The following is a 21,251-nucleotide window of genomic DNA, read 5'->3' on the forward strand; positions in this document are numbered from 1 at the left end:
CAGTCCTTCCGTAGTTGAGATATCCTAGATTTCACGGTCCGGGAACAGCGGACGTTTACCTGGGCTGATCCGGTTAATATGCAGATACATCATATGGCGTTCATATTTATCCAGGATGTCATTGATCACCTGTTCCTTACTGTAACCGACCAGATCGTTTCCCTGAGAGCCTTCAAACAGATAACTTTCCAGACGATAGTAATAACGTTTGGTTCGTTTACCACGTGAACTGAAATTTGGCGTGTCATAGCGTACCGGCCATATTTCGTAGACAAAGTTTTCTTCTTCATCGAGCTGAATGGTCAGATCCAGATGATACAGTTCAGGTTCTTCCTCAAGCGATTTTTCCTGAATATTTACTTGAATACCTTTGTCAATTAACTCGGTTGCAACGGCCTCAATGGCTGGTTTGCAAACATTGTCCAGCATGGTCCGCGTCTGGGACAGGCTTGGATGCAGCATGACCCGGCTCAGACGCTTCTTCCAGTTCAAAATATCCACATTACCGACCACAGGTGCCGCATTCAGGCTGGTGCTTGCCTGACGAAAATCCTCCAGACGCAAGGACTTATACAGTCCCGCCATCACAAAGAAAATGACGAAACTAAAAGGCAGACCCATAATAATTGTGGTGTTCTGTAATGCTGTTACGCCATTCGCCATGAGCATTGCCAAAGTCAGCAAACCGATGGCAATGGCCCAGAACACACTGAGCCAGCGCGGTGAATCATGCTCAATATTAGTGAATTTGGTCGTGAAATTTCCCAATACCAATGCCCCTGAATCCGCTGAGGTCACATAGAACAGCAAGCCGGTAATAGTGGCGACACCTGCAGTAAAGGTAAAGCCTGGATACTGCGCCAGCAGATCATAAAAACCATGTGCCGGATTTTCTAAAACTGTCGTAGCAAGTTGAGTATTACCATCAAAAATCACGCTGTATAAAGCACTGTTACCGAAAATAGACAACCAGGTCAGGGTAAATAACAGAGGAATAACCAAAGTCCCGGTGACAAATTCACGAATGGTACGACCACGGGAAATACGGGCCAGGAACAGACCGACAAAAGGTGACCAGGCGATCCACCATGCCCAGAAGAACAGGGTCCAGCTATTCATCCACTCTTTCGGTTGTTCAAAAGGAAAACTGGTTAAAGAAAGCTTCGGGAACTGGCTGATATAGTCACCAAAATTCTGAATCAAGGCGGCTAATAAAAACTCGGTATTGCCTACAAACAGAATGAATAGCAGCAGCCCAATTGATACATAGATATTAATTTCAGACAGGATCCGGATGCCTTTATTGACACCGGCAGTGACTGAAATAATAGTAATAATCACGGCAACGGCGATGAGTGCAGTTTGAATCCAGATATTTTCTGGTAAATCAAACAATACATGCAGGCCGTAATTTAATTGCACAACGCCAATCCCGCAGGTGGTGGCAATCCCGAAAATCGTGCCGAGTACTGCAGCCGTATCCACAGTATGGCCAATTGGACCATTAATTTTTTTTCCAAAAATAGGATAGAGTGCTGATCGGATGGTGAGCGGTAAATTATAGCGATAGCTGAAATAACCTAGCGCGACCCCAATCAGTGCATACATACTCCAGCCGGTTAAACCGTAGTGAAACAGGGTCCATACCATGGACTGGCGCGCAGCTTCGAAGGTTTCACCTTCGCCTACAGGCGGATTTATATAATGCGAAAGCGGTTCCGCCACTGAGAAAAACATCAGGTCAATCCCGATTCCGGCAGAAAATAGCATCGCCGACCAACTCAACAGGCTAAATTCTGGCTTGGAATGTTTGGGGCCTAATTTAATCTCGCCATAACGGGAACAGGCGATAAAGACGATAAAAACCAGATACAGCGTTGCCGCTAGCAGGTAATACCAGCTAAAGGTACGACTGACCCAGTTTAAAATATTGATAATGACTTGATTGGCTTGTTCATTAAATAAAATGGTAATGATAGAAAACAGCAGAATAAGTGTCGCCGAAAAATAAAAAACTACTTTATTCAGACCATCTTGCATCTCTTCATTTTTCTTTTGCATAAATCCATGACCATCGTGTTGTTGCCGGATGATCTACAGTGCAGTGTGATTTAAAAGCAAAAGCCTGCGGTAAAGCTTCCTTGTTTTCGTGAATTACAAACTTTTGCAAATCCAAAACAAACTGCGCTGTACATCAAGGGTGAGCTGGCACTATAATTTTTATTAATTGAACGTTCAATTAAAAAAGCGTTTATGAATTGTTACATCATTCAGCTATTTGCTTTAGCAGAGTGACTTTCTATTGTTATATCCGTTATTCAGGTTAGTCTTATGCCAAAAGTTGGTATGCAACCGATCCGTCGCCAGCAACTGATCGATGCCACCTTAGCTGCAGTGAATGAGCTAGGTTTTGCAGAAGCTTCAATTAGTCAGATTGCTCAGAGGGCAGGTGTCTCAACCGGCATCATAAGTCATTATTTTCAAGGTAAAAATGGCTTGATTGAAGCCACAATGCGTTACTTATTGCAGCAATTGGGTAAATCTGTTGCACAGATAAAGATACAGGTTGATGACTTACCGGAGCAGCGCTTGTTAGCGATCGTACGTGGTAATTTTGCTGCTCCACAAACGGATAAGGCGGCCATGAAAGTCTGGTTGGCGTTCTGGGCTAGCAGTTTGCACCAACCTGAATTATACCGTTTACAGCAGATCAATCATTACCGTTTACATTCCAATCTTAAATACGAATTCATGAAAAAGTTAAATAAAGACCAGGCAGAGAAAGCCGCTCAAGGTCTGGCAGCATTGATTGACGGATTCTGGTTAAGAGGTGCTTTGGTAAATGGCGAAATTGACCCAGAACTGCCGATTGAACTGTGTAGTGAATATATCCGGCAACAACTCAAATAATCCACCTGCGAGGAAATTCCATTGACAACATTCAAACTGCAACGTCCTTATATTCATGGACAATATGTCCATGCAACGTCCAATAGCACGTTTCAAACGATTAATCCTGCAACTGGCGAAGTTCTGGCAGACGTGCAGGTATGTACACAAGATGATATCGATCGCGCTGTTGAATCGGCACAGCAAGGCCAAAAAGTCTGGGCAGAAATGACGGCGATCCAACGTTCCCGTATTTTGAACAAGGCTGTCGCTATTCTTCGCGAACGTAATGACGAGCTGGCGCGTTTAGAAAGTCTCGACAGTGGTAAAGCATTTAGTGAAACATCCACCGTCGATATTGCGACAGGTGCAGATGTACTTGAATACTATGCAGGTATTTTGCCAGCATTAGAAGGTCAGCAAATCCCACTCAGAAGCAGTTCATTTGTCTATACCCGACGTGAACCTTTGGGTGTGGTCGCCGGGATTGGTGCATGGAATTACCCGATTCAGATCGCATTATGGAAATCTGCACCTGCACTGGCAGCAGGCAATGCCATGATCTTTAAAGCCAGTGAAATCACGCCATTAACTGCATTAAAACTGGCAGAAATTTATACAGAAGCCGGTGTGCCACATGGTGTATTTAATGTGGTGACCGGTAGTGGTGACATTGGTGGCTATCTGACTTCACATCCGGACATAGCCAAAGTTTCATTTACCGGTGGTGTCGCAACCGGCAAAAAAGTCATGGCCCAAGCTGCAAATTCTAGCCTGAAAGAAGTCACGATGGAGCTGGGCGGTAAGTCTCCGCTGATTATCTGTGAAGATGCCGATCTGGATTTGGCGGCCGATATTGCCATGATGGCCAATTTCTATAGTTCCGGTCAGGTGTGTACCAACGGTACTCGCGTATTTGTGCCTTTGGCATTGAAAGCAGAATTTGAAGAAAAGATTTTGCAGCGTGTTGAACATATCCGTATGGGTGATCCACTTGATCCTGAAACCAATTTCGGTCCGGTTTCCAGCTTTGAGCATATGGAAAAAGTGCTGGGCTATATCGAAAAAGGCAAGATAGAAGGGGCACGCCTATTATGTGGCGGCGGCCGTGCTAAGGATGAACAGTTTGTCCAAGGAGCTTATGTCCTGCCAACCGTATTTACCGACTGCCGTGATGACATGACCATTGTACGTGAAGAAATTTTTGGTCCAGTCATGAGTATTCTGAGTTATGACTCAGAAGAAGAGGCGATTCGTCGTGCCAATGACACCGAGTATGGTTTGGCAGCTGGTGTCGTGACACCAAATCTGGCACGTGCGCACCGTATTATTCATCAAATTGAAGCCGGTATTTGCTGGATTAATACCTGGGGCGAATCTCCTGCAGAAATGCCAGTTGGTGGTTATAAACATTCGGGTGTCGGTCGCGAAAACGGTATTGTCACGCTACAGCAATATACCCAGACCAAGTCAGTTCAGGTCGAACTCAGTCCTTTCCAGTCTGTATTTAGCGCATAAGGGAGGATTGGATGAATTACGACTATATTATTATCGGTGCAGGTTCGGCAGGGAATGTACTCGCAGCGCGTTTAACTGAAGATCCGGATGTGAAAGTCCTATTGCTGGAAGCAGGTGGGCCGGATTACCGTCTAGACTTCAGAACACAAATGCCTGCTGCATTGGCTTATCCATTACAGGGACGACGCTATAACTGGGCCTATCTGACCGATCCCGAACCTCATATGAATAATCGTCGTATGGAGTGCGGGCGCGGAAAAGGTCTGGGCGGTTCTTCATTAATTAACGGCATGTGTTACATTCGCGGTAATGCTATGGATCTTGAACAGTGGGCCAGCCTGAAGGGGCTAGAACACTGGAGCTATGCTGAATGTCTGCCGTATTATAAAAAAGCTGAAACGCGCGATATTGGCGGCAATGATTATCATGGTGATTCTGGACCGGTTTCGGTGGCAACACCTAAAAATGGCAATAATGAACTGTTCCATGCCATGGTCGAGGCAGGTGTACAGGCCGGTTATCCACGTACTGATGACCTGAATGGCTATCAGCAGGAAGGTTTTGGGCCGATGGACCGTACTGTAACGCCGCAAGGCCGTCGTTCCAGTACAGCACGTGGTTATCTCGATATAGCCAAAGGCCGGGATAATCTCACCATTATTACCCACGCCATGACCAACCGTATTCTATTTAATCGTAATCAGGCGATTGGTGTGGAATATTTTGAAGGACAAAATACCTTACAGCCGATTCAGGTCTTTGCAGACCGTGAAGTATTGCTATGTGCAGGTGCAATTGCCTCGCCGCAAATCCTGCAACGCTCCGGTGTAGGTCCGGCCGAACTGTTAAAAAGTCTGGATATTCCGGTGGTTCAGGACCTGCCGGGTGTGGGTGAAAACCTGCAAGACCATCTGGAAATGTACTTACAATATAAGTGCAAAAAACCGGTCAGCTTATATCCGGCACTCAAGTGGTATAACCAGCCGATGATTGGCGCTGAATGGTTATTTTTAGGTAAAGGTATTGGAGCCAGCAACCAGTTTGAAGCGGGTGGCTTTATCCGTTCTTCGGATGAGTTTGAATGGCCAAACATCCAGTATCACTTCCTGCCAGTGGCGATTAACTATAATGGGACCAATGCTATTCATGAACACGGCTTCCAGGCTCATGTCGGTTCCATGCGTTCACCATCTCGTGGTCGGGTTCGCCTGAAATCCAAAGATCCGTTTGAACATCCAAGTATTCTGTTCAACTATATGAGTACTGAACAGGACTGGCGCGAATTCCGTGATGCCATCCGTATTACCCGTGAAATTATGCATCAGCCCGCCCTGGATCCCTATCGTGGTGAAGAAATCAGTCCGGGCAAAAATCTGCAAACTGATGCAGAAATTGATGAATTTGTTCGTAATCATGCAGAAACAGCGTATCATCCGTCCTGTAGCTGTAAAATGGGTGAGGATGACATGGCGGTTGTCGATGGTTATGGACACGTACATGGAATGCAGGGGTTGCGTGTGATTGACGCCTCGATTATGCCTTTGATCATTACCGGTAACCTCAATGCAACTACGATTATGATCGCTGAAAAACTGGCAGACCATATTCGTGGCAAACCTGCTCTTGCGCCTTCATCGGCACCTTTTTACAAGGCGCCTCGCGCTTAAATCATGGTTTTATTCCTGTCATCTGGCAAAGCAGGAGTAAAACGAATTTCAATTTTTTCCCCAAAACGGAGATAAAACCTCGACTGCTGTCGTTTTATCTCCGGCTTTGCTTAATACAATTTATATTTTATGAAAATATTCAATCAAACAGTGCTGTTTGGCTGTGCTGCTGTTTCAAGTTTTTACTGTTATGCCGATGATGCGGAAGTAAAACAAATAGAAGCAAGCGGAAACTTGAGTGTGGTCTCCAAATACGTCTCCCGCGGTTTGACCAATGCACCTGAAAATGATGACGTTGCTGTACAGGCTGCATTGAATCTGGCTTATGGCAATTTTTATGTCGGATATTGGGGATCTACGCTTGGATACTCTTATGCAGAAGTGCAGGGGCGTCAGGGACATCGTTCAGATAAATTCGAGCATGATTTTCTGGTGGGTTATACCTATAGCAGCGAAAATTATGATTGGGATTTATGGAATGCGACCTATTATTATCCGGGCGGTGAGAACACCACTGGAAATGAGCTAGGTTTAAATGTAAGCCGTGCATTGAATGATCAGACCAGTATCGGCGCCAGCGTATCGACTTATCTGTATGATGTGGCTTATGCCAATCAGGGCGATACTTTTTACACGCTTAACCTGAGCCACCAGTTAAATGATCGCCTCAATGCCAGCGTTACGGCAGCGGGGAGCTATTTTAACGATGAAGGCAAATACGAAGGCGGTGAACTGGGCGATACTGAAAAGCAGTTTGCCTTTCGTTATGCTTCTGCCGGACTCAGTTATGCGCTTTTACCGCAGTTGAGTGTGTCAGGTGAATATATCTTTGGCGGTTATGACCGCTATGATGACAAGCAGCGTAATCTTGCAGTATTTGCACTGAGTTATGATTTCTAAAGTTATCTCAGACTAGGCAGGTGAAAATCTGCCTTATCTGCAACTTTGATTAATAGTATAAGCCATGACTTGAAGTTGATTCATGCTCCGGCAGCTCAGGAAAGACTGAGGATCTGGTTTAATCTGCCAGAATTTCAGACAAATATTATCAATTTCATAAAATAATTCTATAATAGCGCCCATTCTCGGCAGCGTTATCCAGACACTTCGTCAAATGGTATAACCTGACCATTTTCTATTTTTCATTCAAGTTCTCCTCCGTGAACCGGCTTGTATATTCAGATTCAGCATCTTATCTGTCCGTGACGGCACATAAGAATATTTAGGTATCCACATGGAAATTAAGGTCAATTATCTCGATAATCTTCGCCAGGAAGCCAAGTTCGATGACTTCACGGTGATTGCCGATCAGCCGATCCGCTATAAAGGCGATGGTTCGGCACCCGGCCCATTCGATTATTTTCTGGCGTCATCAGCACTTTGTGCGGCTTATTTTGTCAAAGTCTATTGCGCAGCACGTGACATTCCGACTGATAATATCCGCCTTTCGCAAAACAATATTGTTGATCCTGAAAACCGCTATAAACAGATTTTTAAAATTCAGGTGGAACTGCCGGCTGATATTTCTGAAAAAGACCGCCAAGGGATTTTACGTTCGATTGATCGTTGTACTGTCAAGAAAGTAATTCAAACCGGTCCTGAATTTGTCATTGAAGAAGTGGAAAGCATTGATGCGGATGCTCAAGCTTTATTGATGCCAAGTCTGGCTTCTGATCATACGACTTTCATTCCAGGTAAAGACCTGCCGCTGGAAGAAACCATTGCCAATATGTCTGCCATTCTGGCAGGCCTCGGCATGAAGATTGAAATTGCGTCTTGGCGTAATATCGTGCCGAATGTCTGGTCATTGCATATTCGTGATGCGCAGTCGCCAATGTGCTTTACCAACGGTAAAGGTTCGACCAAAGAAAGTGCGCTGGCATCTGCCTTGGGCGAATTTATTGAGCGTCTGAACTGTAACTTCTTCTATAACGACCAGTTCTGGGGTGAGGATATTGCCAATGCCGAATTTGTGCATTATCCAGATGAAAAATGGTTCCAGCCAGGTCCAAATGGCGAACTACCTGCAGAAGTTTTAGATGAACATACCCGTGAAATTTATGATCCTGAAGATGAATTATTGGGTATCCATCTTTACGACACCAACTCTGGTAATAAAGCACGTGGCATCTGTTCATTGCCATTTGTACGTCAGTCTGATGGTGAAACCGTTTATTTCCCGTCGAATCTGATCGAAAACCTTTACTTAAGTAACGGGATGAGTGCCGGCAATACCTTGGCTGAAGCGCAAGTACAATGTCTGTCTGAAATTTTCGAGCGTGCTGTTAAACGCGAAATTCTGGAAGGTGAACTGGCACTACCGGATGTGCCTGAACATGTTCTGGCAAAATATCCAAAAATTGTTGAAGGCATTAAAGGCCTAGAAGAACAGGGCTTCCCGGTTCTGGTCAAAGATGCATCTTTAGGCGGTCAGTTCCCGGTCATGTGTGTCACCCTGATGAACCCGCGTACTGGCGGTGTATTTGCCTCATTCGGTGCCCATCCTAACTTTGAAGTGGCATTAGAACGCAGTCTGACTGAGTTATTGCAAGGCCGTAGTTTTGAAGGTCTGAATGATCTGCCAAAACCAACCTTTAGCAGTAATGCCGCGACTGAACCAAATAACTTCGTCGAGCATTTCATCGACTCGAGCGGTGTAGTGTCTTGGCGTTTCTTCAGCGCGAAATCAGATTATGATTTTGTCGAGTGGGATTTCACTAATAACGGTCAAAATTCGAATGCGGACGAAGCTCAGGAATTATTCACGATTCTGGAAGACATGGGCCATGAAGTTTATATGGCGGTGTATCAGCATCTAGGTGCAACAGCTTGCCGTATTCTGGTACCGGGCTATTCGGAAATTTATCTGGTAGAAGATCTGGTTTGGGACAATACCAACAAGGCTTTGTTATATCGTGAAGATATCCTGAATCTGCACCGTCTGGATGATGAACAATTGGAAGCATTGGTTGAGCGTCTGGAAGAAGCAGATGAGGATGACTATACCGAAATCAAAACCTTGATCGGTATCGAGTTCGATGAAAATACTGAATGGGGCCAACTCACTATTCTTGAACTGAAACTACTGATTTATGTGGCTTTGCAGCAATTTGAAGAAGCCAAAGATCTGGTTGAGCAGTTCCTGCAGTTCAATACCAATACCGTTGAACGTGGCCTGTTCTACCAGTGCATGAATGTCGTTCTGGAAGTCATTCTGGATGATGAAATGGAACTGGAAGATTATGAACACAACTTCCGTCGTATGTTTGGTGATGCCCGTATGGATGCCGTTTTAGGTTCAATTGAAGGAACAGTCCGTTTCTATGGTTTGACCGAAACCAACATGCAGCTAGAAGGGCTGGATCGTCATTTGCGCCTGATTGACAGTTACAAGAAACTGCATGCGGCGCGTGCAAAGTTTGTGGCTCAGCAATAATCCATAGATGAATGACTAAAAGTTTTCGTCATTTGTTTTAAATATTAAAGATGGCTTACTCGGTTTCGAGTAGGCCATTTTTATCTCTGACCCTATATGCAATCTTTTCTATTTTTCTATTTGAAAATTTATTAATCCCAGCTCCCTCGGGAACTGGGATTACCTAAAAAATTAAAGTGAAGTGTTAATATTAACTGCTTCAAGATTGGGTATGTGAATGTGAGAAATAGATGTATTTTTCTCATTCACAGGAATTACCTTACATATTCGGGTAATTCGGACCACCACCACCTTCCGGTGTTACCCAGGTGATGTTCTGGGACGGTTCCTTGATGTCACAGGTCTTGCAGTGCACACAGTTGGCTGCATTGATCTGGAAACGTTTCGAACCGTCATTATTTTCCATGATTTCATAGACACCCGCCGGGCAGTAACGCTGCGCAGGTTCATCCCATGTCGGCAGGTTGACTTCCACCGGAATCGAAGCATCGGTCAGTTTCAAGTGCGCTGGCTGGTTCTCTTCATGGACCGTATTCGAGACAAACACTGAAGACAGACGGTCAAAGGTCAGCTTGCCATCCGGTTTTGGATAGGTCGGCTTGAAGCTTTCAGCTGCCTGGGTTTTTAGCGCAGCATGGTCCTGAACCAGATCATGTAAAGTGAATGGAACTTTAAACACGTTCTGGTCGATAAAGTTAAAGGCACCACCGATCCATTGACCGAACTTGTGCATCGCAGGACCGAAGTTACGCGAGTTATAGAGCTCTTCTTTCAGCCAGCTGTTGTTAAACTTATCGGTATACGCGGTGAGTTCTTTGACAAAGAAATCTTCACCCTCTACAACACGTGCAATCGCCAGATCACCGCCTTGTTGTACACCGGCCGCAATTGCTTCAAACACCGCTTCACCGCAGAGCATGCCGGACTTCATTGCAGTATGTGAGCCTTTGATCTTGGCAAAGTTCAGGAAGCCGGCATCATCACCAATCAATGAGCCGCCCGGGAAGGTGAATTTTGGTAGCGAGTTAAAACCACCTTTGGTCACGGCACGGGCACCATAGGAAATACGCTTGCCACCTTCGAGATATTGCTTAATTAATGGATGGGTTTTCCAGCGCTGCATTTCCATGAACGGATACATGTGGGGGTTGGTATAGGACAGATCCACGATCATGCCCAGGGTCACCTGGTTGTTTTCCGCGTGGTAGAGCCACCAGCCGCCTGAAGAACCGGTTTCAGAAAGTGGCCAACCGGCACCATGCATCACCAGACCCGGTTTGTGCTTGGCAGGATCGATTTCCCACAACTCTTTAATGCCGATACCGTAGTGTTGCGGATCAGCATCCTTGTCCAGGTTGAACTTCTGGATTAAACGCTTACCTAAGTGACCGCGGCAACCTTCAGCAAATAACGTGTATTTGGCATGCAGTTCATAACCCGGGGTAAAGTTATGCGTCGGTTCGCCATCTTTACCAATGCCCATGTCACCGGTTTGGATGCCTTTGACTGTGCCATCGGCATGATACAGAATTTCTGATGCCGCAAAGCCCGGGAAGATCGATACTTCGAGTTCTTCGGCTTTCTGGCCTAACCAGCGCACCACGTTGCCGAGCGAGATGACATAGTTGCCATCGTTATGCATGGTTTTAGGCACCATCCAGTGCGGTGCTTCCTGTGATTTTTCATCTGACAGCAGGAAGAAGGTTTTATCTTCAGTCACCGGGACATTCAGCGGGGCACCTTGTTCTTTCCAGTCCGGGAACAACTCGTTCATGGCACGCGGTTCAAGTACCGCACCAGACAGAATATGTGCACCGACTTCGGAGCCTTTTTCTACGACACAAACGGACAAATCGTTTAAGTTGTTTTCAATTGCAAGCTGACGGATTTTGATCGCAGCAGAAAGACCCGCAGGGCCTGCGCCTACGATGATGACGTCAAACTCCATCGATTCTCTTGTTATATCTTCCATAATATAAAATCCAATTTCGCTATACGATATTTATAGCATTATCTAAATCGGTTATGAAGCTTATTTTTGATCTTTTTATTTGAAATAGGACTTTATCTATTTTTTAAATCTTATCTATTTCACCGTATTAAAAAGGTTTGCTGTAAATTATAGATAAAGGAAGAAGATGTGTAGATTGGGTATTCAATAAGAAGAGCGACTGAATGTCGCTCTGATGATTAATTTTTTTATATATTATTGAGATTCATAGCAATATTGTTCACCATGTGAATCAGACGCGGCCCAATTTCATTTTCCAGTTTTTCCTGATTTAACAGATAACTTGGAGCACCACAGTTAAACGTTAATATCCCGTGTTTAGGGTGAACCAATGGAACTGCCACGGAATTCACATCCTTAGCCCAGTCACCTAAAGACAGACAGTAGCCATAATCCTGATAATCACGGATTGCACGTTCCAGATTACGCTTGATGGTTGGCCACTGATCTTCGTTTCTTTTCTTGATGGCATCAAATAAATATTCGCGTTCCTTCACATCCATCGCTGCCAGACAGGCCCGTCCCATGGCACTGCTATGAATCGGTAAAGTCGAACCGACAGGGCGGCGCATGGTTAGCGTCGATTCTGTATGTACCACTTCCAGATAAATCATGCTCAAACGGTCACGGGTAGCCATTGCCACAGGGGCTTGGGAATAACGGGACATTTCTTCCATAAACGGATAAGCCTGAGTCCGCGCAGAAATATTACTCAAAGCTGCATAACCCAAAGCCAATACGCCAACATCCAACAGATATTTCGTGGTATTCGGTAGTTGTTTTAAATAACCTAAAGAAACCAGGGTGCTGGTAATACGGGCCACAGTTGGCTTGGGTAAGTTGGTTAATTGTGCAATTTCCTGATTGCCAAGCAATTGATTGGTCGCTGAAAAGCAACGTAAGATTTCCAATCCACGCGCAATAGACGCAATAAATTGAGGATTATTTTCTCTATGAATATGTGAAATCGGATCTAAACGGATTTCATCAAAGTTGGGAATTTCACCAGTTTTATTTTTTGTCATGGTCAGGGCAATTAAAGTTAAATTAATGAATATGATAGCAACATAATTTCACGATACAAAATAAAACACTTCTACAAAAGATAAAATATAGGAAAAAGTGCCGAAATTATTTGTGGTCGAAAAGAATCCTGTTACCCAACTTTGAAGACAATATAAAATCATCTAGTTTTTTAGGTTTAACACGTAGCCAATACATTTAAAAAGTTTCGATTTCTCCGAAAGAGTCAGTGATCGATAAATATTACAGCAAGAAAAAAGGTTTAATTATCTATTCAAAAAAACTGATAAATAGAATAATCACTCATCAAAATATTTCGTATCGTGAAATTAAATATTAAACACAAATCAACTGGAATACCAGAAAAATTTCATTTTTTAGTTAAAATATAAAATTTTTAATAATTTCACTTGCTCAAAATGATTTTATATGATTATTTATTTCGTAATACGAAACAAAAATAAGGGTAAAGGAATTTACCTAAATTATATCCATGGAGATTCATATGATTCGTGATCCGGAAATGCTAGACCAACTTCTGTCAACGATTCGCGATTTTGTAAAAAATGAACTGGTGCCTCTTGAGCATGAAGTAGAAGAGAACAATGCCATTCCTGAACATATTGTGGAACAGATGAAAGAGCTGGGCTTGTTTGGCCTGACGATTCCTGAAGAATATGGTGGTTTAGGCATTACCATGGAAGAAGAAATTCTGGTCGCGATGGAATTGGGCCATACATCGGCTGCCTTTCGCTCTTTAATTGGTACTAACAACGGCATTGGCTCAAGCGGCATCATTATCGACGGTACAGAAGAGCAAAAACAGAAATATTTACCGCGTTATGCAACGGGCGAAATTATTGGTTCATTCTGTTTGACCGAACCGGATTCCGGCTCAGACGCTGCTGCTTTAAAAACCAGTGCAGTCAAAGACGGCGATTATTATATTTTAAACGGAACTAAACGCTTCATCACCAATGCACCACGTGCCACGACATTTACCGTGATGGCACGTACCAATCAAGAGATTAAAGGTGCGAGCGGTATTTCAGCATTTCTAGTTGAAGCAGGTACACCTGGTTTAAGCCTAGGTAAAATTGACAAGAAAATGGGCCAACATGGTTCCTATACCTGTGATGTAATTTTTGATAACTGTAAAGTGCATAAAGATCAGCTGATTGGCGGTGTAGAAGGGATCGGCTTTAAAACAGCAATGCGCGTTCTGGATAAGGGCCGTCTGCACATTGCTGGTTATAGCGTCGGCATGGCTGAGCGTATGTTGGAAGACGCACTCAACTATGCAGTGGAGCGCAAACAGTTTGGCCAGCCCATTGCGAATTTCCAGCTAATCCAAGGTATGTTGGCAGACTCCAAAGCCGAGATTTATGCAGCCAAATGTATGGTGCTGGATGCTGCGCGTCTACGTGATGCTGGCCAAAATGTTACGACTGAAGCCTCTTGTGCCAAAATGTTTGCAACTGAAATGTGTGGTCGAGTTGCTGATCGCTGTTTGCAGATTCATGGTGGAGCGGGTTATATCAGTGAATATTCAATTGAACGTTTCTACCGTGATGTGCGTCTGTTCCGTTTATATGAAGGAACCACACAAATCCAGCAAATTATTATTGCGCGTGAAATGATTAAACAAGCAACCGCCTAATCTCATAATTTTAAAATAAGGAAATATTAAAATGACGACAAAAATTAGATTTGATTGGCAAGACCCGTTTTTAATAGAACAGCAACTGACATCAGAAGAGCGCATGATTCGCGATGCAGCGGCAGCGTACTGTCAAGACAAACTGATGCCGCGTGTACTGGAACAGTTCCGTCATGAAAAAACCGATCCGGCTATTTTCCGTGAAATGGGAGAACTGGGTTTACTCGGTCCAACCATTCCGGAACAGTACGGCGGTGCAGGTTTAAATTATGTCAGTTATGGTCTGATTGCTCGTGAAGTTGAACGTGTCGATTCAGGTTACCGTTCAATGGCCAGCGTACAAAGCTCTCTGGTGATGGTACCCATTAATGAATTTGGTTCTGAAGAGCAAAAGCAGAAGTATTTACCAAAATTAGCAACCGGTGAATATATTGGTTGCTTCGGCTTGACCGAGCCGGATCATGGTTCGGATCCGGGCAGCATGATTAGCCGTGCTAAAAAAGTCGAGGGTGGTTACCGTTTAACTGGCGCAAAAATGTGGATTACCAATAGTCCGATTGCCGATGTATTTGTAGTTTGGGCCAAAGAAGTTTCTGCCGAAGGTAATATCGGTGACATTCGTGGCTTTATTTTAGAAAAAGGCTGGGAAGGGCTTTCTGCTCCAACGATTCACGGCAAGGTGGGTCTACGTGCCTCAATCACCGGTGAAATTGTAATGGATAACGTCTTTGTTCCAGAAGAAAATGCATTTCCGGAAGTTCGCGGTTTAAAAGGACCTTTTACCTGCTTGAATAGTGCACGTTACGGGATTGCCTGGGGTGCCATGGGAGCTGCAGAGTTCTGCTGGCATACCGCACATCAATACACCATGGACCGTAAACAGTTTGGTCGACCACTCGCTGCGAATCAGCTGATCCAGAAGAAACTGGCAGATATGCAAACTGAAATTGCACTCGGTTTGCAGGTGGCTTTACGTTTTGGCCGCATGAAGGATGAAGGCATTGCTTCAGTTGAAGGTACATCACTGATCAAGCGCAACAACTGCGGCAAGGCACTGGATATTGCCCGTTTGGCCCGTGACATGATGGGTGGAAATGGCATTAGCGATGAATTCGGTGTAGCCCGTCATCTGGTTAATCTGGAAGTGGTAAATACCTATGAAGGTACCCATGATGTACATGCCCTGATTTTAGGTCGTGCACAAACCGGAATTGCAGCCTTTTGCAACTAAACCTGACATCAACTTCTAGCCAGCATTGCTGGCTAGATTGTTTTACGGGTTTAAGAATTGTGCTTAATCACATCATTCAATGTATTGCTACGTGATTTCTGCAGAGAAAATTTATCAAGAACTTTGAAAATCATTTTATACCACCTTGCTAAAGCGTGGTAATGATCAGCGAATATTCTATATTTCACCTAAATAATTAAGTGAAATATGCGTTTTAAAAAGGCACAGGAGTGCCGAAAAGTAGAAAGAGCATTATGGATACGATCAGTTCACAACAACACCCAGTGGAAGGTGGAAACGAACCCAAGCAAAGAGTCTGGATTCTGGCCTTTATTTTCTCATTTTTAGCATTATTGGTTGATGGTGCTGATATTGCGTTATTAGCCTACAGTCTGACCAGTCTGAAACAAGAGTTTTCATTAAGTAATATGCAGGCCGGTGCCTTAGGGAGCTGGACGCTTGCAGGCATGGCTATCGGCGGTTTTTTTGGTGGCTGGGCTTGTGACCGTTTTGGCCGGGTTCGTGTGATCGTCATTGCCATTGCATTATTTTCTTCATTAACCTTCTGGTTAGGATTCGTAGAAAGTTATGATCAGTTCAAATGGCTGCGCTTTACGTCTGCGATTGGACTAGGTGCTCTATATATTGCCTGTAACACACTCATGGCAGAGTATGTACCCACCAAATATCGCTCTACAGTATTGGCAACGCTTATGACTGGCTGGACTTTAGGCTCGGTGGTCGCAACTGTTCTGGCTGGATGGCTATTGCCTGAATTTGGCTGGCGATACCTCTATTATATTGCCATTATTCCAATTGTACTGGCCTTCGCGATGTACTTCTTGGTGCCTGAGCCGAAAGCCTGGTTAGATGCGCGTAAAGCACGCCTGGATGCAAAAGCCAGTGGTATTCTGCAGGAAAAACCAAAAAATACTTTTAAAATGATTTTTGAAGATGCACTTAGCCGTCGCATGTTTATCCTCTGGTCCTTCAGTACCGCATTTTTACAGTTTGGATATTATGGAGTCAGCAACTGGCTACCGGCGTATTTAGAGACTGATCTGGGAATCAAGTTTAAAGAAATGACCATGTATATGATCGGGACTTTCCTGATCATGATGTGTACCAAAGTTATTGCTGGTTTTATCGCTGACCGGATTGGCCGTCGTGCGGTATTTGCTTTCGGCACTATGGGTACTGCAATTTTTATCCCTGTGATTGTCTTTGGTAATACGCCGGATAATATCCTCTGGCTGATGTTATTTTTCGGTTTTCTCTATGGTATTCCATACGGTATTAATGCGACTTACATGACAGAAAGCTTCTCCACCAAAGTGCGTGGAACAGCAGTGGGTGGGGCATATAACGTAGGCCGACTGGGTGCGGTGTTTGCACCTCTTACCATTGGCTATTTTGCTCAAGGAGGCTCAATTGGTACCGGCTTACTGATTATGGGCATTGCCTATTTTCTTTGCGGCCTGATACCCGCTTTCTTTATTAAAGACCGCTTATTTGATCCACAAAAGGCAGATTAATCTGCACTCGTAATATAGATAGAACATGCTAGGAAGCAATATGATGAATAAAATCACGCAGGATATCGAGACGGTACTTAAGCAAATTCCTGATGGTGCACACATTATGACCAGTGGTTTTGGCCTGGCAGGTCAACCGGTAGAATTAATCGAAGCATTAATTGACTTGGGTCCTAGAGACTTAACCATTATTAACAACAATGCTGCTTCCGGAGATCGTGGTCTAACCAATCTGCTATTGTCCGGACTGGTCAAAAAAATGATCTGTTCATTCCCGCGGGCCAATAACTCAACAGTATTTGAAGATTTGTATAAAGCAGGAAAAGTTGAGCTAGAACTGGTACCACAGGGTAATCTGGCCTGCCGTATTCAGGCAGCCGGTGCTGGCTTAGGGGCTGTTTTTACTCCAACCGGTTTTGGTACCAAAATAGCTGAGGGTAAAGAAACCCGTAATATCAATGGAAAAGATTATGTGCTGGAATATCCGATACATGCTGATTATGCCTTGGTTTATGCCAATCAGGCAGATCAGTGGGGCAACTTGACCTACCGTAAGGCAGCACGGAATTTTGGTCCGATCATGGCCAAAGCAGCAAAAACCACCATTGCACAAGTCCATCAAGTTGTGGAACTGGGAGAACTTGATCCAGAGATCATTGTAACGCCAGGAATTTTTGTACAGCATGTGGTCAAGGTTGGAGATATTAAATAATGAATATTCAAAAACGTAGTCGTGAACAGATTGTAGCTAAAGTTGCACAAGACATTCCAACCGGCTCTTTTGTAAATTTGGGTATTGGTTTACCGACACGCGTAGCAGGTTATTTAAAACCTGAACAAGGAGTAATTCTACACTCGGAAAATGGCGTTTTAGGTTTTGCTGCATTGAGTGATCCTGAACAGGCAGATGATGATCTGATTAACGCCGGCAAAGAACTCGTAAGCATGTTGCAAGGTGGCAGTTTTATGAATTCTGCCGACTCTTTCGATATCATGCGAGGCGGGCATCTGGATATCTGTATCATGGGGGCTTTCCAGGTGGCTATTAATGGTGATTTGGCGAACTGGCATACCGGTAATGCTGATGCTGTACCTGCTGTAGGCGGTGCGATGGATCTGGCGGTGGGTGCTCGCTGTGTTTATGTTTGCATGGAACATGTGACTAAAAACGGTGAAGCAAAAATTGTTGAAGAACTGACTTATCCTCTAACAGGTAAACATTGTGTCAACCGTATTTATACCGATCTCTGTGTGATTGAATTAAAAGACAACCAGGCTCAGGTTATTGAAATAGTGGATGGTTTAAGTTTTGAAGAATTGCAACGGCAGACTGGCTGTAAATTAGTGGACAGTCGTCAACAAGCAGCCTAAAAATAAGTCCGCAATATTCTGATTGAGTAAAAGTATAGTTTTAGATCACAGCTTCGGCTGTGATTTTTAAATTTTAGAATTATTATCAAATACACGTAATATTGACCATATTTCCGCATTTTAAAGATATAAATACAAACTTTTGCTAATGATTATTTGAATAATAAGTCTAAAATGTTAACAAGCTAAGGAAGGTGATAGTCTGAATGAATAATAATTGTGATGATCAAGAAATTTTTCATATTTTTAATTTGATTGGTCGCCATACTGAACTTAAACCTATCCTCGATGTCATTAGCCAGTGGCTTGAATCGCGTATTCCAGATGCGCTTGTCACCATTATGCTCTATAAGGATGACACACAAACTTTAAATATCATAAGTGGTAAACAACACTTCTCAAAAGAGTACTGTAATGCTATTCAAGATTTGAAAATTGGGCCAAATCAAGGATCGTGTGGCGTAGCTGCCTTTTTACGTCAGTTGGTCATTAGTCCGAATTTAATGAAAGACCCAAACTGGCAGCCTTATCGTGCTTTGGTAAATGCAGAAAAATTGTCTAGTTGCTGGTCTATGCCGATTATTAATGCTTCAGATATTCTGTACGGAACGTTTGCTACCTATTATCGAACACCAAAAATACCGACTGAGCATCATATTCAGCTTTTACAACAAGCGGCAAAATTAGTTGCTCTGGCAATTGAGCTTGATCAGGAACGCCAAAAAAGACATGAGCTTAATGAAAAATACAGCTCATTTTATACCTATCATCCAGATATTATTTTTGAACTTGACCTACAGGGACATGTGCTTAATACCAATATTGCTTGCGAAGAAATTACAGGTTTTTCTAAAGCGCAAATTCATGGTCAGCACTATTGTGCCTTCATACCGCCCGAATTCCATGAACTTGCTAACGTTTCATTTTCAGAAGCGGCGCAAGGTAAATCTCAACATTATGAACTTCCAATTTATAATGTTGCAGGCGATATCTTATGGCTGGATCTGACCAATTTACCGATTATTCAAAATCAGAAAGTCACCGGTATTATTGGCATTGCCCGAGATATTACTGTATCGCGTGAAAACAAGGAGTCTCTACGATTATTAAAACGGGGGGTAGAGGCCAGTCCGAATAGTCTTTTTATTACCGATGTCTCTGAAGAAAGGCTAATGGTGTATGTAAATCCGGCTTTTCTAAAGCTCACCGGTTATACAGCAGCAGAAGTATTAGGACAAAGCTGTTTTTTCTTACAGGGTCCAGATACTGATCCGGATCAGATTGCATTACTCAAGCAAGCGGTCAAAGAACAAAAAGAAATTCAGGTGACTATAAAAAGTTACTGTAAAGATGGTAGCTGGTTCTGGAATCGTTTAACTATAGGTCCTATTTTTGACCAGACAGGAACCTGCACCCATTTTTTGGGGATTCAGGAAGATATTACCCAGCAACGTATTCACGAAGAATATATTCAGCATCAGCATACCCATGACCATTTAACCGGTTTACCGAACCAGTATGCATTCAAACAGATTCTGGAAAATATTTTTGAAGCACAGCACGAGAGCTCACAACCTTTAGTCTTGCTGTATATAGATCTGGATGATTTTAAAAATATCAATGACAGCTTAGGTCATCTGGTGGGTGACCAGATTCTCAAAATTGTAGGCGAGCGGCTGCAAAAATTTGTTCAAGGCAATAATGTGCTATGCCGCTTCGCTGAAGATGAATTTATTTTGCTGCTCTCAGGGACAGATGAGCATACTGAAGTCGAGGCGATCGCCGGAGAAATTCTTGATCTTCTTTCCATGCTGTTTATTGTTGATCAGTACAAAATACATTTAAGTGCCAGTATTGGTATTGTGGCAGATGACAGTTCGATCCATCATTCTTCTGAATTGATCTACCAGTCTGTTTTGGCGATGCAGGAAGCCAAAAGACAAGGTCGTAATATGTGGCAGTGGTATGAAAAAACCAGAATGCAGCCTGTCGCAGAAATAGACTATACCAATCTGCGTCTGGAACTCATGGAAGCGATCAATCAGGAAAATTTTGACCTGTTCTATCAGCCGCTGGTTCATCCTGAAACTGGACTGGTAACAGGTGTAGAAGCTTTAATCCGTTGGTGCCATCCACAGCAGGGTTATATTTCCCCAGCGATTTTTATTCCACTTGCAGAAAGAACTGGGCAAATTATTAGTGTAGGTCAATGGGTATTGGAAAAGGCCTGTTTAGATATTGCCGAGTGGAACAAGACACACAATAGCCAGATCACGGTATCGGTGAATATTTCTCCTTTGCAATTCCGTAGAGCAGGCTTTTTGCAGGTGCTTGAACATGCACTTGAACTCAGTCAATTACCGCCGGAATTACTTAAAATTGAAATCACGGAAGGTGTCATCATTAATGGTGCAGATCGAACCATAGAAATTTTGAAAGCAGTGCGTGCTTTAGGTGTACAGGTCGCCATTGATGACTTTGGCACAGGTTATTCGAGTCTCAGTTATCTGCGTCGCTTGCCGATTAATCAAATCAAGTTAGACCGTAGTTTTATTGAAGAGCTGACCCTCGATGGTCAGGATGCTGCAATTGTGCAATCGATTATTCATCTAGCCCATCAGCTGGATCTGGAAGTTGTCGCGGAAGGGGTCGAAACCGTAAGTCAAGCCAGTTTACTCTATCAACAGGGTTGTGATCTGCTACAAGGCTTCTTTTATGCAAAACCTGCACCTTTAACTGAATTGAAGCCTGTTTATCTCGCAATGGAAAATAGTAAATTGAATTAACTCTAAAAGTTAAGATATCAATATTTTCAACCGCTCTTCAGATAGAAAGGAAACGTTAAACAGGCTTAAAGAATTTTTCTATTTTATCAGCGTATCATCTCTATAATTTATGCTCGGTACAGAA

At 43.5% G+C, this 21,251-nt stretch carries 14 protein-coding genes; 11 read left to right on the forward strand and 3 right to left on the reverse strand.

Going from position 1 to position 21,251, the window contains the following annotated elements; all coding sequences use genetic code 11:
- Positions 1 to 24 precede the first annotated feature (24 nt).
- A complete protein-coding gene (locus tag PYW33_RS07420) occupies positions 25 to 2,061 on the reverse strand; it encodes a choline transporter (RefSeq protein WP_004646980.1) in 2,037 nt (678 codons plus the stop codon).
- Between the two features lie 270 nt (positions 2,062 to 2,331).
- Between PYW33_RS07420 and betI the strand changes: the two genes are divergently transcribed.
- The 5 genes from betI to PYW33_RS07445 all read left to right on the forward strand — a co-directional run bounded on the left by betI (position 2,332) and on the right by PYW33_RS07445 (position 9,510).
- Positions 2,332 to 2,910 carry a transcriptional regulator BetI gene (gene betI / locus PYW33_RS07425; RefSeq protein WP_004646979.1) on the forward strand — a complete coding sequence of 193 codons (579 nt, stop codon included), beginning with the start codon at positions 2,332 to 2,334 and terminating at the stop codon, positions 2,908 to 2,910.
- Positions 2,911 to 2,931: 21 nt separating this feature from the next.
- On the forward strand, positions 2,932 to 4,407 hold the full coding sequence (betB, locus tag PYW33_RS07430) for a betaine-aldehyde dehydrogenase (RefSeq protein WP_004646978.1): 1,476 nt from the start codon (positions 2,932 to 2,934) through the stop codon (positions 4,405 to 4,407).
- A gap of 11 nt (positions 4,408 to 4,418) precedes the next feature.
- On the forward strand, positions 4,419 to 6,074 hold the full coding sequence (gene betA, locus PYW33_RS07435; RefSeq protein WP_004646977.1) for a choline dehydrogenase: 1,656 nt from the start codon (positions 4,419 to 4,421) through the stop codon (positions 6,072 to 6,074).
- Positions 6,075 to 6,203: 129 nt separating this feature from the next.
- A complete protein-coding gene (locus tag PYW33_RS07440) occupies positions 6,204 to 6,974 on the forward strand; it encodes a TorF family putative porin (RefSeq protein ID WP_004646976.1) in 771 nt (256 codons plus the stop codon).
- Between the two features lie 334 nt (positions 6,975 to 7,308).
- Positions 7,309 to 9,510 (forward strand): OsmC domain/YcaO domain-containing protein, encoded by a 2,202-nt coding sequence (locus PYW33_RS07445; protein WP_004646975.1) that lies wholly within the window; start codon positions 7,309 to 7,311, stop codon positions 9,508 to 9,510.
- A gap of 259 nt (positions 9,511 to 9,769) precedes the next feature.
- Here PYW33_RS07445 and PYW33_RS07450 read toward each other — a convergent pair whose 3' ends face one another.
- A complete protein-coding gene (locus PYW33_RS07450) occupies positions 9,770 to 11,482 on the reverse strand; it encodes an electron transfer flavoprotein-ubiquinone oxidoreductase (protein WP_004646974.1) in 1,713 nt (570 codons plus the stop codon).
- Positions 11,483 to 11,709: 227 nt separating this feature from the next.
- Complete coding sequence (locus tag PYW33_RS07455) at positions 11,710 to 12,546, reverse strand: IclR family transcriptional regulator (protein WP_004280319.1); 837 nt, start codon at positions 12,544 to 12,546, stop codon at positions 11,710 to 11,712.
- Between the two features lie 503 nt (positions 12,547 to 13,049).
- Here PYW33_RS07455 and PYW33_RS07460 point away from each other — a divergent pair.
- The 6 genes from PYW33_RS07460 to PYW33_RS07485 all read left to right on the forward strand — a co-directional run bounded on the left by PYW33_RS07460 (position 13,050) and on the right by PYW33_RS07485 (position 21,127).
- A complete protein-coding gene (locus tag PYW33_RS07460) occupies positions 13,050 to 14,204 on the forward strand; it encodes an acyl-CoA dehydrogenase family protein (RefSeq protein ID WP_004280318.1) in 1,155 nt (384 codons plus the stop codon).
- Positions 14,205 to 14,235: 31 nt separating this feature from the next.
- Complete coding sequence (locus tag PYW33_RS07465) at positions 14,236 to 15,435, forward strand: acyl-CoA dehydrogenase (protein ID WP_004646973.1); 1,200 nt, start codon at positions 14,236 to 14,238, stop codon at positions 15,433 to 15,435.
- Between the two features lie 254 nt (positions 15,436 to 15,689).
- A complete protein-coding gene (locus PYW33_RS07470; RefSeq protein WP_004646972.1) occupies positions 15,690 to 16,970 on the forward strand; it encodes an MFS transporter in 1,281 nt (426 codons plus the stop codon).
- Between the two features lie 40 nt (positions 16,971 to 17,010).
- Positions 17,011 to 17,682 carry a 3-oxoacid CoA-transferase subunit A gene (locus tag PYW33_RS07475; protein ID WP_004646971.1) on the forward strand — a complete coding sequence of 224 codons (672 nt, stop codon included), beginning with the start codon at positions 17,011 to 17,013 and terminating at the stop codon, positions 17,680 to 17,682.
- Positions 17,682 to 18,341, forward strand: a complete 660-nt coding sequence (locus tag PYW33_RS07480) for a 3-oxoacid CoA-transferase subunit B (RefSeq protein ID WP_004646970.1) — start codon at positions 17,682 to 17,684, stop codon at positions 18,339 to 18,341. Before PYW33_RS07475 ends, PYW33_RS07480 begins: the two co-directional genes overlap by 1 nt.
- A 206-nt stretch (positions 18,342 to 18,547) precedes the next feature.
- A complete protein-coding gene (locus PYW33_RS07485) occupies positions 18,548 to 21,127 on the forward strand; it encodes a bifunctional diguanylate cyclase/phosphodiesterase (RefSeq protein ID WP_016806740.1) in 2,580 nt (859 codons plus the stop codon).
- Positions 21,128 to 21,251: the final 124 nt, after the last annotated feature.

This window comes from Acinetobacter lwoffii, from assembly GCF_029024105.1.
Taxonomy (GTDB): Bacteria; Pseudomonadota; Gammaproteobacteria; order Pseudomonadales; family Moraxellaceae; genus Acinetobacter; species Acinetobacter lwoffii.

Coding starts and splice junctions, on each gene's coding strand:
- PYW33_RS07420 (WP_004646980.1), bottom strand. CDS start 2,061: ATGCAAAAGAAAAATGAAGAGATGCAAGATGGTCTGAATAAAGTAGTT.
- betI (WP_004646979.1), top strand. CDS start 2,332: ATGCCAAAAGTTGGTATGCAACCGATCCGTCGCCAGCAACTGATCGAT.
- betA (WP_004646977.1), top strand. CDS start 4,419: ATGAATTACGACTATATTATTATCGGTGCAGGTTCGGCAGGGAATGTA.
- PYW33_RS07440 (WP_004646976.1), top strand. CDS start 6,204: ATGAAAATATTCAATCAAACAGTGCTGTTTGGCTGTGCTGCTGTTTCA.
- PYW33_RS07445 (WP_004646975.1), top strand. CDS start 7,309: ATGGAAATTAAGGTCAATTATCTCGATAATCTTCGCCAGGAAGCCAAG.
- PYW33_RS07450 (WP_004646974.1), bottom strand. CDS start 11,482: ATGGAAGATATAACAAGAGAATCGATGGAGTTTGACGTCATCATCGTA.
- PYW33_RS07455 (WP_004280319.1), bottom strand. CDS start 12,546: ATGACAAAAAATAAAACTGGTGAAATTCCCAACTTTGATGAAATCCGT.
- PYW33_RS07460 (WP_004280318.1), top strand. CDS start 13,050: ATGATTCGTGATCCGGAAATGCTAGACCAACTTCTGTCAACGATTCGC.
- PYW33_RS07465 (WP_004646973.1), top strand. CDS start 14,236: ATGACGACAAAAATTAGATTTGATTGGCAAGACCCGTTTTTAATAGAA.
- PYW33_RS07470 (WP_004646972.1), top strand. CDS start 15,690: ATGGATACGATCAGTTCACAACAACACCCAGTGGAAGGTGGAAACGAA.
- PYW33_RS07475 (WP_004646971.1), top strand. CDS start 17,011: ATGATGAATAAAATCACGCAGGATATCGAGACGGTACTTAAGCAAATT.
- PYW33_RS07480 (WP_004646970.1), top strand. CDS start 17,682: ATGAATATTCAAAAACGTAGTCGTGAACAGATTGTAGCTAAAGTTGCA.
- PYW33_RS07485 (WP_016806740.1), top strand. CDS start 18,548: ATGAATAATAATTGTGATGATCAAGAAATTTTTCATATTTTTAATTTG.